At 66.4% G+C, this 13,633-nt stretch carries 8 protein-coding genes; 3 read left to right on the forward strand and 5 right to left on the reverse strand.

Translation table 11 applies throughout. From position 1 onward, the window contains the following. Positions 1–160: 160 nt before the first annotated feature. Entirely contained in the window at positions 161–865 is a 705-nt protein-coding gene (locus tag X265_RS02430) for a hypothetical protein (RefSeq protein ID WP_128963475.1), read from the reverse strand. A gap of 160 nt (positions 866–1,025) precedes the next feature. Here X265_RS02430 and X265_RS02435 point away from each other — a divergent pair, with 160 nt between their 5' ends. Together X265_RS02435 and X265_RS02440 are read left to right on the forward strand one after the other, a co-directional pair. Beyond that, complete coding sequence (locus tag X265_RS02435) at positions 1,026–2,099, forward strand: LysM peptidoglycan-binding domain-containing protein (RefSeq protein ID WP_128963476.1); 1,074 nt, start codon at positions 1,026–1,028, stop codon at positions 2,097–2,099. A gap of 333 nt (positions 2,100–2,432) precedes the next feature. After that, the gene (locus tag X265_RS02440) at positions 2,433–3,752 is read left to right on the forward strand and encodes a Spy/CpxP family protein refolding chaperone (protein WP_244659390.1); all 1,320 of its coding nucleotides are present in this window, start codon (positions 2,433–2,435) and stop codon (positions 3,750–3,752) included. 48 nt (positions 3,753–3,800) lie between these two features. Here X265_RS02440 and X265_RS02445 read toward each other — a convergent pair whose 3' ends face one another. Together X265_RS02445 and X265_RS02450 are read right to left on the reverse strand one after the other, a co-directional pair. Beyond that, on the reverse strand, positions 3,801–6,248 hold the full coding sequence (locus X265_RS02445; RefSeq protein WP_128963478.1) for an adenylate/guanylate cyclase domain-containing protein: 2,448 nt from the start codon (positions 6,246–6,248) through the stop codon (positions 3,801–3,803). Positions 6,249–6,504: 256 nt separating this feature from the next. Beyond that, complete coding sequence (locus X265_RS02450) at positions 6,505–8,544, reverse strand: AsmA family protein (RefSeq protein ID WP_128963479.1); 2,040 nt, start codon at positions 8,542–8,544, stop codon at positions 6,505–6,507. Positions 8,545–8,790: 246 nt separating this feature from the next. Between X265_RS02450 and X265_RS02455 the strand changes: the two genes are divergently transcribed. Continuing rightward, positions 8,791–9,465 (forward strand): Crp/Fnr family transcriptional regulator, encoded by a 675-nt coding sequence (locus X265_RS02455; protein WP_128963480.1) that lies wholly within the window; start codon positions 8,791–8,793, stop codon positions 9,463–9,465. Positions 9,466–9,519: 54 nt separating this feature from the next. Here the strand turns inward: X265_RS02455 and X265_RS02460 are convergent, their stop codons facing one another. Together X265_RS02460 and X265_RS02465 are read right to left on the reverse strand one after the other, a co-directional pair. Further along, complete coding sequence (locus X265_RS02460) at positions 9,520–12,663, reverse strand: efflux RND transporter permease subunit (protein ID WP_128963481.1); 3,144 nt, start codon at positions 12,661–12,663, stop codon at positions 9,520–9,522. After that, positions 12,663–13,592 carry an efflux RND transporter periplasmic adaptor subunit gene (locus X265_RS02465; protein ID WP_128963482.1) on the reverse strand — a complete coding sequence of 310 codons (930 nt, stop codon included), beginning with the start codon at positions 13,590–13,592 and terminating at the stop codon, positions 12,663–12,665. Before X265_RS02465 ends, X265_RS02460 begins: the two co-directional genes overlap by 1 nt. Between the last annotated feature and the right edge of the window lie 41 nt (positions 13,593–13,633).

Here is a 13,633-nt window from a genome sequence, read left to right on the forward strand (position 1 = left end):
GAACTATGAATCGGAACAATATCAGGGGCTTGGCGCGGCGCCGGTGGACAAGGTCCTGTACGGTGGGCAAAGCGTAGCGTGCCCACGCACTTTTTGCGGTCGAGGCAGATGGTGGGCACGGCGCAAGAGCGCCTTTGTCCACCCTACAAAGCGTCTCCTCTCACTCCCGCTTCACTTCCCATGTCAGCGCCTGCGCATTATCCTTGGCGAAGATCTCGGGCACGTCGAATTTCCCGGTCTGGAGATCATAGCGGCATCGCCAGCCGCCCAGTCCTTTCATCACGGTGTTTTTCGGGTGCTTGTCGTACTCGCCGCCGAGGCCGATCACGAGGTAGCGGTTGTTGGGCCAGTTCATGCCGAGCTCTTGATAGGCGTTTTCCGTGCCTTCCAGCAGATTGGCCGAGATGTGAAAGTCGAGCCTGGCGAAGTGCTTCGTTTCCGGGCGGCCATAGAAATAGGCCCAGGCGAGATCGCTAAGCGACTTCTTCTTGGTGGCACCGACGAAGACGCCGTTCTCGAGATGATAGAGGAACAAATCCTGCTCGCCCGAGCCGGTCTTCTGCATCCGCACCAGCCATTGCGAGTCCGCGGTGAAGCGGAAGCCGGCGCCATAGCCCTGCTCGGGCTTCAGCTCCGTCATCTGGTCGCCGCGTCGCGCCCAGACCTGCCACTTGACGCCGAACAGATCTTCGCTGTCCTTCATGTACTGTTCGAGCCTGGTGGCGCCGTCCGGCGAGGTGAAGGCGAGATCTGGATTGTCCGTCAGGACGAATCCCGGCGGCGGCCCGGAGGCGGACAGCGCGGGAGAGGCGGCGAGCGTCAGGGCAAGCGCCAGAAATGGCGCGGCGCGGCAAAATGCGGGCATGATGAAATTCCAAAAAGAATGGCCGCTACGGCCTCGCTGATTTGACGCCGACAGGGCCCACTCGGTTCATCCCTATGACCGGCTTGCTGCCGGTGCCAAAACGGCGCAATTTGCGCCTGATGATTTGCGACCTGAGTTTTTGATCGAGGTTTGAAGGCTGATGATCACCGCATCCAAGGCCGTCATTGCATTCTGTCTGCTCGCGGTGGCCGGCACCGTGCTGGTGATCGGTCCAACCGAGCTGCGCCGCATGCTGCCGGGCGGGGCAAGCACCGAGGTCGCCGCCGTCACCAAGCCCGAGAGCAAGCCGGAGGCAAAGGCCGAGGCCAAGGATGAAGCCAAGCTTGAGGCCAAGCCTGAGGTGAAGGTCGAGCCCAAGACAGAGTTGAAGGTTGAAGAGCCGAAGCTCGCTGCGGCCGCACCGCCTGCGCCGTCCGTTGCCCCTGTGACTGCCGACGCGCCGAAGCCGGATGCGCTCGCGGAGACGCGGAAGCAGGTCACGGCGCTGGCCGATGTCGCTCCAGTGAAGCCGCAGCCTTCCGTGGCGGACACCGGCCCTCGTTTCGACGTCGCGCGCGTTGACGATCATGGCGAGGCGGCGGTGATCGCAGGCCAGGCCGCGCCGGGCGCGAAGGTCGAGCTGCTGCGCGACGGGCAACCGCTCGACAGCGTCGTGGCCGATGCGTCCGGGCAGTTCGTCATGACTCCGCCAAAGCTTCCCGCCGGCAGCTACGAGCTGGCGCTGCGCGCTCACGCACCCGACGGCACCGTCACGCAGTCCGGCCGCACCATGCCGGTGACGATCGCTGAAGTCGCGCCGCCCGCGCGCGTCACACCGGTCGCAAAGCAAGACGCAAAGCCTGATGCGAAGCCCGACGACAAATCCGACGTCGTCGCTGCCCTGCCGTCGCCGCGCCTTGCGGCGGTCCCGGAGCGATCGGCGGTTCGGCCCCGCCTGATGGGCGCGCCCAAACCCAAGTCGATGGCGCGGGTGCCGGCGGCAGGGCCGACGGTCGCATCGGCCTCGCCCGCGGACGCGCTCACCACCGGAACGGTCGAGGCCGGCGGCAGCCGGGTGATTTCCCGCGGCGACAGTCTCTGGGCATTGAGCCGCCTCGCCTATGGCGACGGCGCCCGCTACGCGGTGATCTTCAACGCCAACCGCGAAAAGATCCACAACCCCAACCTGATCTATCCCGGTCAGACCGTGGTGGTGCCGCAAAAGGCGCAGTAAGGCGTGGCCGAGACGGCGGTCCTTCGTCTCCCTCGCCCCGTTCTTACGGGGAGAGGGCGGGGTGAGGGGCTATCTCCGCGATCATTCTCCGCGATCATTCTCCGCGATCATTCTCCGTCGATAGACCCGTACCCCCTCACCCGGAACGCATCTGACGATGCGTTCCGACCTCTCCCCGCAAGCGGGGCGAGGTAAAGCGCGCCGCGATGATGCCTCACAGCTCTGCGACGCTTTGGCCGTCTCGCCGTGGAACAATTGGTTCCCTCGCGAGTCTTGCTCATGCGTCGTGATGCGCGCTTGGCGCTGGAGGAGGGCCAAGAGGTGGTCAACTCGGTGGTCAGCTCGGTGGTCAGCTCGGCAAGCCTATCGGGATCGCGCTTGAGGCTGGCGTTGGCCGGCGCGGTGCTGGTCCTTCTGACAGTGATGCTGCCTGATACGGCGCAGGCGCAGTTCGGATTCCGCGGCGGACCGCTCGGCGTGGCGCGCTTTGCGGTCGGCCATATGCTCGGCCTGTCGCGCCTTCGCCACGCCCGCATGGCGGTGCGCGGCGGCCGCTATCGCTCCGCGGCGCTGCGGTCGCAGGATCCGCGCGGCAGCGAGCGCGGCCAGCCAGCGAACCCCTATGTCATGCGCGCGGCGCTCACGGCGCAGGCCGCGCTTTCGGGCTGGCACGGGGGGCGTCGTCCGCAGGGCTGGTGGCGCCATCCCGACGGCAGCTATGGCTGGATCGGTCCCGTGTTCTGGCCGTTCGCGCATGACGATCTCACCAATGCGGTGATTGATGGCGATACCACCAGCCTCTCGCTGTACGGCTATGGCGATATCTACGCCGCGATCTTCGCGCCCTACGCGGCCCCGGAGCTCGCCGCCTACACCACACCCCATGGCCGTCGTGCGCGACGTGTGCCGTCGGTCGAGGCGGTTTGCGACAGCAGCGACACCGGCGGCCTGCCCGTCGAGCGCATCGCCGCCGCCGTGCAGCCGAACGAGATGCAGCGCACCGCGCTGGATGAGCTCGCAAGCGCCTGGACGAGCGCGCGCGATACCATTCGCGCCTCCTGCCCGGCGCAGGCGCCCACCAATGCCGCCGAGCGCCTCGGTGTGATGCAGGCCCGCCTCGATGCGATGATCAAGGCCATCGATGCGCTGGCGCAGCCGCTCGCCAAATTCGTCGAGCTGCTCGACGACGGCCAGAAAGCGAAGCTCGACTCGCTGGCGAGGGAGCGCCAGGCCGCGCTTGCTTCGGCTCAGCACAAGGACGCGCAGCCGGCTCAAGCGGCGCAGGCGGCCAAAGCCTGCGATCCCAATTACGATCCCCGCTACGATGTGCAGGCCCAGCGCCAGTACGAGCAGCTCGTGCAGCAGCAATGGCCCACCGACGACATCGCCTCGACCCTGAAGCTCGACGACACCGGCCGCGCCCGCCTCGACGTGCTCCAGGACACGACGCTCCGCACCCTGCAGACGCTGAGCTCTTGCCCGATGAAGGCGGCAGCCACCCCGCAGGCCCGCCTCGCCGCCGTGAAGACGCGCCTGCAGACGATGCAGCAGGCGGTCGCCGGCGTCGCTGACGCGCTCGACGATTTCGAATTCGACCTGAGCGACGAGCAGAAGGCCGCGTTCGAGGCGATCGGGCCGAAGCGGGGGGCGTGATTAGCGAAGACGGGCTTGATTAGAGGAGCAGGTGGCCTGCTCTTCCGTTCACATCCTCCGCCTTGCCGCCGTCGCATCCAGCACGTTGTCCACCGCCTCGCGCCAGCCGAGGATCTCCATCGCCAGCACCGGGTGATTGAAGCCTTTGAGCTGGAGATCGTCGAGGGCGCGGGCTTCGACCCATGGCTCGACCATGCCGTAGACGCGGCGGCTGACCACGATCTGGTTGGGCTTGGCCTCGCTGCACAGGCGGGAGGCGAGGTTGGTGACGCTGCCGATCGCGGCATATTCCAGCCGCTGCTCGAAGCCGACCTGGCCGAGCGTGGCATAGCCGAGCGCGATGCCGATGCCGAAGCCGAGGCTGTGCCCGCGGTTGCGCCAGCGTTCGGTCAGCGGGCCGATCGTGTCGCGCATCTCCACCGCCATCTTCACGGCGCGCGCGGTGTGGTCCTCGAACTGGATCGGCGCGTTGAACAGGATCATCACGCCGTCGCCGGCGTATTTGTCCAGCGTGCCCTCGTATTTGAAGATCAGCTTGCCGAGCGCCGCGTGATACTCGCGCAGCACGTTCATCGCTTCTTCCGGCTCGGTCGCTTCCGTGAACGCGGTGAAGCCGCGCAGGTCGCAGAACACCACCGTCACCTCGCGGCGCTGGCTGGTGAGCAGCCCTTCCGGACTGTCCGATGAGGCGATCAACTGCGCCACCTGCGGCGCGAGGAAGCGCTCGAGCTTGCGAATGCGCTCGATCTCGCCGAGCTGGGTCTTGACGCGTTCTTCCAGCGACTTGTTCCAGTCCTTGAGCTGCTCGGTCTGCTGCTTGAGCTTGTCGGCCTGGGCGCGCACGGTCTCGTTGGCAGTCTCCAGTGCGTGGCTCTTGTGGTCGACCTCGGTGAACAGCCGCGCATTGCGCATCGCCAGCACGGCCTGGTTGGCGAAGGTGCGCATCAAGCCGGTGAGGCTTCCTTCGAACGCGCCGATCGCGCGGCGCAGCACCACCAGCGCGCCGAGCGTGCCCTGCTGGTCGCGCAGCGGCACCACCAGCACCGAATGGAAGCCGGCGGCGACCGCGACGTCGCGCAAGGGCTGCTCGGCGGCGTGGTCGAGATCGGCAATCGCGATCGGCTCGCCGCTCGCGGCGGCATCGCTCAGGATGTTCTCGCCTTCGCCGATGGTGACATGGACGCCGTCAGCCGACTTGTCGATGCCCTTGGCCTCGATCAGGTTGAAGCGATGTCGTTCGGCCTCATAGCCGTAGATCAGCACTGCATCGGCATGGCTGATCTCCAGCGCGCGGGCGGCGATGGTCGGCAGCACGGCGTTGAGGTCGAGCGAGGAGGCGAGGGCGCGGCCGACCTCTTCCAGCACCTTCAGCTCGTTGATCGACTGCGCGAGATCGCGGGTGCGCTCCTCGACCTTTGTCTCGAGGTTCGTGTAGGTCTCCTGCAGCTGGCCGGCCATGCGGTTGAACTGGCCGGCGAGCTCCTCCAGCTCGTCCGAAGTGTGCACGTCGATGCGGTGGCTGAAGTCGCCTTCGCCGAGCCTGTGCGCGCCATCGCGCAGCGCCGTGATCGGAATGATCATGCGGCGCGCCAGCAGCGTGCCGGCGAGGATCGCGACCAACAGGCCCATGCCGATCAGAAGCGCGATGCGCACGAGCTGGTCGCGGATCGGCGTCAGGGCCTGCGTGGTCGGCTGCTCGAACAACACGCTCCAGCCGAGCTTCGGCACCGTGCTCGCGGCCGACAGCACCGAATGGCCGTTGAAATCGGTGCCTGACGTGTCGGGCTCGCGGCCCGGCGCGATGGCAGCCGCAACCTGCGGCAGCTTCGACAGGTCCTTGCCGATCTCGGGTCCTTTCGACGAGGTCGCGAGCACGCGGCCGCGCGCGTCGACCACATAGGCAAAGGCGGCCTTGCCGACCTGGGCGTCGGACAGAAAGTCCGAGAGGAAGCCGAGATCGACCTCGGCCACCGTGACGCCGGCGTTGAAGCCGGAATGCGCCACCGAGATCGACATCACCGGCTTCTGGTCGACGAAGTAGGCCGGCGCATAGCTGACGCCGCGGGCGACCGCTTCGGTGAAGCGTATGTCGCGCGCGAGGTCGGCATTGCCGCCGGTCGTGGTCGACTGGCGCGAGACGCGCAGCACCTCGCGACCCTCGCCATTGAGCTGGAACAGCTGCGAGACCACGGCGACCTGTTGCAGCAGCTGGGCGTAGTCGGCGCGGCGCTTCTCGATCGTGTCACGGCTGGCCGTGGTCACCCAGCTGATCTGGCGCTCGAGCTCGGAGACGGATTGCTCGATGCGCCGGGCGGCGCCTTGCGCCTTGTCCTCGAGCCCGTCAGTCAGCTGTGTCTTGGTGGCGCGATAGGAGATCCAGGTCTCCATCGCGCCGTTGACGGCAAGCACGAACACGACGAGGCCGACGAGGGAGACGACGTATTTGGCGAACAGGCCCTCGCGCAGAAACCAGGTCTTGTCTTTCGCACCCGTCATCCGGTTCCTCTCGCGCCGCGGCCGACGCCGGCGCTATGGGCGGTACAGGCCCATCGCCCTTCTAGCACAATTTGGGCTTTTGGACGGGCAAGAGGCCGGACCAGGCGCAGGTGTGGGACCCGCCGGTGAATGCAGGGCTGACCGGCAGGGCGGCGGATTGCCGCAGCTGACAGGCTCCCTCCTCCGTTCGGAGGAAGAGCTGTGTGATGAGGCGGTGTAAGGGCTTCGCGTGGAGTTCGATGCCTTGATCCCCCAATCACCTGTTAAAGAGCTGTCGCATCAGGTCGTTCATCGGCTGACTGTCCTGCTGCGCCTCGGCCGGGTCCTGGGTTGGGGGCGCGGGCGAAGCCTGCGGCGCCGGGCTGGTCGGCGCGCCGGGCAGGCTGCGGCTGCGGCCGGTGCTGTTTCCGGCGCCGCCTGCGAGCCCCTGCTGGATCAGATTGCCGATGGCCTCGCCCAGCTGGCCGCCGAGCAGATTGTTCTGTCCCTGTCCTTGCCCCTGCTGCGGGGCTTGCGGATTGGCGTTGCCGCTCGGTGCGGCGCCGCCGAGGCCAAAACTGTTCAAGATGTTGCCGAGCCCGGCACCATCGGGTCCGAACAGGCCCTTGCCCATCTCGCGCAGCTTCGCATAGGCCGCGTCCGGATTGTCGAGCACACCGGCCATATCAGGGTAGATCCGTGGCTGCGACCACGCGCCTGTGATCATCACGGGGATGCCGAAGCCGACCGGCTCGGACGCGCGGCCCTGGCCTTGCGTCGTCATCACCAGCTTCGGCTCGACGCGAAAACCCATCATCTTGGTGTCGAGCGCGATCGTGCCGGCGCCGGTGACACGCACCAGCGGTCCGATCAGGTTGAGATCGGTCGTCACCGCCTGGCCCTTGTCGATGCGGAACGACGCCGAGAGTTGCGAGAGGTCGGTGCTCTGCTCCTGGCTGTTGTCCTGGTTTCCCTGCCAGCCCGACAGCGTGCCCGATGTCAGCGAGCGGATCATCTGCGCGACGTTGATGCCGCGGATGGCGCCGTCCTGGAAATTGACGAAGGCGGTGCCCTGCATGTTCGCCATCAGCGCGCGCTGACTGGCGCCGGCGCTGCGCAGCGCGAGCTTGGCCTGCAGCCTGCCGTCGATCCGGTCGAATTCGGCAAGGCCCTGCAGCAGTGGCAGCGCGCGCACGCCGACGAGGTCGGAATGCATCGCAAAGCTCGGCGCGCCGCCGGTCGCGTCGAGAATCACCTCGCCCGAGACCTGGCCGCCATAGGCGCCGAGATTCGCGGTGCCCGCCTTCAAGACGCCGCCGGCGAGCTTCGCATCGAGCGCCAGCGGTGCAAGACGGGCGTCGCCGATGACGGCTTCGTTCGCCGAGATCCTGATCTGCGCGTCGACATAGTTGAGCCCGAACACGTCGATCGGCGCATCGCTCCAAGGCTGGCCGGTCGCGCCCTCGGGCGATTTCGCCAGCGGGATCGCGAGCCGCTGGAAGTCGAGATCGACCTTGACCAGCGGCTTGCTGGCGATGTCGACGGATGCCCAGCCGTTGAAGCCCCCGTCGCCGAGCGTGCCATTCACGCCATTGATCATCACGACCGCACCGTTCAACCGCATGTCGGCATGGCCGGCCAGCTGAGACTTCAGCACGTCCGGCATGTCGATGACGAAATCCACGGGGATGCTCTGTCGCTCGATCGGAGGCGCCGGCGGTGTCGCCTTGATGTCGAACTTGGTCGGATGCTCGCCGACGCGTGCGGTGCCGGCGAGATTGACCTTGCGGTCGCGGCCGATGACGGCGTCGGCGTTGATGGCGCTGATGCGGCTGTCGACACGGTCGCGGACACGCGAGAATGCGACTTCGCCGTTGATGATCTTGACGTGGCCGATGCTCGCGCCATCCGCATCGAGTGCGATCGGTTTCGGCGATGCATCGGCGTTCGGCAGACGCTCACGCAGCAGCGGTTGGTACAACACCGGATGGGTGACGACGATCTCTTTGATGTCAGGATGGCCCGACCATACGCTCGAAAGCGACATGTCGGCTTGCACGCTGTCGATCGTCACCCGCGTAATGCCGCTGCGGTCCTTTGGGTCGGACAGCGTGAGGTCCTTGAGCGTGATGTTCAGCGTCGGCCACAGGCTGATCCTGGTGGTGCCGTCGATCGAGAGGCGATAGCCGCTCGCCTGCTCGACGCGCGAGGCAATCGTCGCGGTCAGGAAGCCCGAGGGGATCCCGATCACCAGCAGGAGGACGATCACGACGATGACGGCGGCCAAAGCTGCGCCGACGAATTTCACGGCTCTCATGTCGACTTTCCAAAAACGGACGAGCGGCGCCGCATCCGGCAGATGCCCCGTCCTTTACGCCCGAGTTTATCCCGGGACGGGAAGCCGCTCCAAGTCGCTAAAAATAGTCGGGAGGTGCTGCAAAGTTATGTGACTTATGACACACTTTCCCGACGCGGTTTTACGCGATTCTGACGTTGATGCTTCCAAGCGATTTGCAAGTGGGTTGCCACAGAACCTGGCCAAGGAATTCACAAGGACGTTGAAATGAGCAAGCAGGCCGAATTTGCGGTCATTCTGAAAATGAATGCCATGTTCGCCGATCTTGGGGCGGACGAACTCCAGCGGCTGTCCAGCCTCTGCCACACCCAGCATCTGGCGAATGGCGAGGTGCTGTTCCAGAAGGGCGACCCGGGCGATGCGCTGTTCGGCGTGCGCCGCGGCCAGGTGCGCATCGAGACCGGCGCCTCCGACGGCAGCCGGCTGACGCTGAACTTCATGGGGCCGGGCGATCTGTTCGGCGAGGTCGCCGTGCTGGACGGCCAGAGCCGCACGGCGGATGCGACTGCCGGCGAAGCCAGCGAATTGTTCGTGCTGCGGCGCGAAGACTTCCTCGCCTTCCTCGAGCGCGAGCCCAAGGTCGCGATCAAGATCATCGCGCTGCTCTGCCAGCGCATCCGCTGGCAGAGCGAGCGCATGGAGGAATCCATGTTGCAGCCGCTGCCGGTGCGCCTGGCGCGCCGGCTCTGCGCGCTCGCCGCCGATTTCGGCTCGGAGGTGCACATCTCGCAGGAGCAGCTCGGCGTCTTCGTCGGCGCCGCCCGCGAGAGCGTCAACCGTCAGCTTCAGGCCTGGCGCAAGGACGCGATCCTGGACCTCCAGCGCGGCCGCATCCTGCTGCGGAACATGACGAAGCTGACCGCGATCGCGCGGAACGAGTAAGGGCAGCCATCGCGGCGAGATGTTCGTTTCGCCGCGAAACGCGCCGGCGGGAACTTACTCCGCCGCAGGGCGCGCGACATTCGTGGGCGCGTGTGCCGCGTCTGTCGCCTCGTGATGACCACCCGTCTCGGCGTCCGCGCTGTGCACGATCAGGCGCTTGCCGAAGCGCCAGATCAGCGCGCCGAAATCGTCCATCACCATGAACATCGCGGGCACGAACACCAGCGACAGGATGGTCGAGAAGATCAAGCCGCCGATCACCGCGAGCGCCATCGGCGAACGGAACTCGCCGCCGGCGCCGACCGCGAGCGCGCTCGGCATCATGCCGGCGGCCATCGCGATCGTGGTCATCACGATGGGGCGGGCGCGTTTCATGCCGGCGTCGATCATCGCTTCGTCGCGCGGCTTGCCGGAATTGATGGATTCGATCGCGAATTCCACCAGCATGATCGCGTTCTTGGTGACGATGCCCATCAGCATCAGAATGCCGATCCACACCGGCGTGGTGAGCTGCTTGCCGGTGATGAGCAGCGCGGCGATCGCGCCGCCGATCGAGAGCGGCAGCGAGAACAGGATGGTGATCGGTTGCAGGAAGGTGCCGAACAGCAGCACCAGCACCGCATAGACCATCATCAGGCCGGCCGTGATCGCGGTGGCGAAGCCGTCGGACAGCTCGTTGAGGCTTTCCGCATCGCCGGAAGGTGAGACCTTCACGCCCTTCGGCAGGCTCTTCATGACGGGGAGATCGTAGATCTTCTTGGTGGCATCGCCGAGCGCCGCGGAGCCGACGAGGTCGGCGGCGACGGTGGCCTGCCGCTCGCGGTCGTAGCGGTTGATGCTGGTCGGACCCTGGTCGAGCTTGACGTCGGCGATGACCGAGAGCGGCACGCCGCCCTTCTCGCCATGCTCGCCGAGCGGCACGCGCAGCTGCTCCAGCGTCTTCAGATTTCCGCGCGCGGCGTCTTCGAACTGTACGCGGATCGGCACCAGGCGGTCGCCGACGTCGAACTTGGCAAGCGCGGGACCGACGTCGCCGATGGTGGCGACACGGATGGTCTGCGACAGGCTTTCGGTCGAGACGCCGAGCCGTGCGGCGAGGTCGGCGCGCGGCTCGATGCGCAGCTCGGGACGTTCCAGCGAGGTTTCCGAGATCACGTTGGAGATGGTCGGAATCCGCTTCATCTGCGTCGCGAGCTCGCTGGCGACGTTGTTGACGATGTTGGCATCGACACCCGTCACCACCAGCGAGATCGCGCGCAGGCCGTTCTCGTCGAGGAACCAGAAGCGGATATCGGGAACGTTCTCCAGCTCCTGGCTGATCGAGAATTCGAGCTCGCGCTGAGTGATCTTGCGGTCGTTCTTGGGCGTGTAATTGATGATCAGGGAGGCGCGGCGGACTTCCTGGGTTCCGGGAGGGACGCGGCCGCCATCGACGAAGATGCTCTTCACCTCGGGCCGCTTGCGCAGGCGCGCGACGATGTCCTCGGTGACCTTCTCGGTGTAGGCGAGCTGCGTGCCCGGCGGCAGTTCGAGGGCGAGCAGCGAGCGGGCGCTGTCCTGCGCCGGCAGGAAGCCCTGCGGCAGCAGCGTGATGCTCCAGATCGAGGCCGCGAAGATGCCGAAGCCGATCAGCACGGTGATGAAATAATGCTTCACCGACCACGAGACGAGGCCGTGATAGGTGCGCAGGATGCGGCCCGGCGGCGGCTCTTCGTGGGAATGATGCTTGAGGAAATAGGCCGCCAGCATCGGCGTCACGAACCGCGCCGCGAGCAGCGAGAAGAACACCTGCACCGAGACCGTAATGCCGAACTGCTTGAAGAACTGTCCGGCGATGCCCGACATGAAGCTTGCCGGCGCGAAGATCGCGATGATGGTCAGCGAGATCGCGATCACGGCGAGGCCGATCTCGTCGGCGGCCTCTAGCGCGGCACGGTAGGGCGATTTGCCCATGTTCATGTGCCGCACGATGTTCTCGATCTCGACGATGGCGTCGTCGACCAAAATGCCTGTCGACAGCGTGATGGCGAGGAAGCTGACGAGGTTGAGCGAGAAGCCGAGGATGTCCATCGCCCAGAACGCCGGGAAGATCGACAGCGGCAGCGAGACCGCGGCGATGATGGTGGCGCGAAGGTCGCGCAGGAACAGCAGCACGATGACGACGGCGAGGATGGCGCCTTCGAACAGGGTCGAGATCGCCGCTTCGTAATTGCCGTTGGTGTAGTCGACGGAGGTGTCGATCAGCTTGAGGTCGACATCGGGATAGGCGGCCTTGAGCGCGTCGATGCGCTTCTGCACGGCTTCGGCGACCTTGACGTCGCTCGCGCCCTTGGAGCGCTTGATGCCGAGCGCGACCACCGGCTCGCCGTTGAAGCGGGCGAAGGTGCGGCGGTCGGCGATGGTGTCGGTGACGGTACCGAGGTCGTCGAGCCGGACCTCGCCGCCGCCGAACAGCGGGACCATGGTGCCGGCGAGATCGCTCAGCGTCTTGGCGCCGGCGAGCGTGCGGATCGCCTGGTCGTTCTTGCCGATCTCGGCGCGGCCGCCGGCGACGTCGACATTGGTACCGCGCAGGCTCTGGCTGACATTGACCGCGGTCAGTCCCATCGCCTGCAGGCGATCAGGATCGAGCGAGACCAGGATCTCGCGCTCGACACCGCCGATGCGCTCCACCTGGGCGACGCCGCGCACGCCCTGCAGCGCGCGCTTGACCACGTCGTCGACGAAATAGGAGAGCTGCTCCGGCGTCTTGCCGGGCGAGATCGCGGCGTAGGTGACGATCGGCAGGCCGATCACGTCGACGCGCTGGATCAAGGGCTCGGTGACGTTCTGCGGCAGGTTCGAGCGCACGCGCGTCACCGCGTCCTTGACGTCGTTGAGCGCGCGGTCGGTGTTGGTCTCGAGCGCGAACTGGATGGTGGTGACCGAGACACCGTCGGTGATCGAGGAGGTGATGTGCCTGACACCCTCGACGCCGGAGACGGCGTCTTCAACCGTCTTGGTGACCTGGGATTCGAGCTCCGCGGGCGCGGCGCCGAACTGCGCCACCGCGACCGAGATCACGGGAATGTCGGCCGACGGCAGCCGCGTGATCGCGAGCTTGCTGAAGGAGGTCCAGCCGAGAATCAGGAGGATGATCGAAAACACCACCGACGGCAGCGGATTGCGGATCGACCATGCCGAGATATTGAGAGCCATCAGCGTACCCGCGTGCGATCGAGTTCATCGGCGAACATGGTCTTGATCTGGTCGCCGTCATGGAGCGAGGAGCCGGCGTCGGCCACGACGATCTCGCCGACGTTGACCCCTTCGAGGATTTCCGTTTGGCTGTCGGATGTCAGCCCGACGCGCACCCGCCGCGTCTCGACGATGTTGCCCTTGACCACCTGCACGGTGAGATGGTCGATCGCGGTCTTGGGGACCGCGACGCCGCAGCTTCGCTTGGCGTCGATCGAGGCGCGGGCGAACACGCCGACCTTCAGCGACGGATTGTTGGTGAGGCTGATGCGGACGCGGCCGAGCTGCGTGGCGCGGTCGATCTGGGGCGCGACCAGCCTGACGCGGCCGATCAGATCGGCGGCGTCGTCCCGGCTGATCCGCACCGTCGCGCCGGGGCTGAGCTTGGGCATATGCACGGCCGGGACCTGAGCATCCAGCTCGATCTCGTTGTTGACGGCAATGCGGAACATCGGTCCGGCCTGCGGCGAGGCCGGTGCGCCGACGATGGTGCGGACTTCCGTGATCAGGCCCGGCGCAGGCGCCTTCAGCGAGATCGGCCCCTGCGGGCCCGGCCGTTGCGGCTGGCCGGGGATCTGCGGCGGCGCCGTCAGCCGCGCCAGCTCCTGGTTCTCGGTGACGACAGTGCCTTCGGTGACGAAGAGGTCGGTGACCCTCGATCCCTCCTGATCGGCCATGACCACGGCCTCGCGCCGCGGCACGAAGAAGCCGGTCGCTCGCACCAGGTCGGAGAAGCAGGCATTGGTCGACTTCGTCACGATGACGAGCGCTTCGCCCGGCGTCTCCTTCGGCTCGGGGTGATGCCGATGCTCGAACCAGTAATAGCCGACGCCGAGCGCAACGATGAACGCCACGGTTCCCGCAGGCTTGAGATATTCGGAGATGTTCATCGCCGGATCATCCTGGCCTGGCGCGTGGTTGGCGGGGGCGT

Source organism: Bradyrhizobium guangdongense (genome assembly GCF_004114975.1).
Classification (GTDB): domain Bacteria; phylum Pseudomonadota; class Alphaproteobacteria; order Rhizobiales; family Xanthobacteraceae; genus Bradyrhizobium; species Bradyrhizobium guangdongense.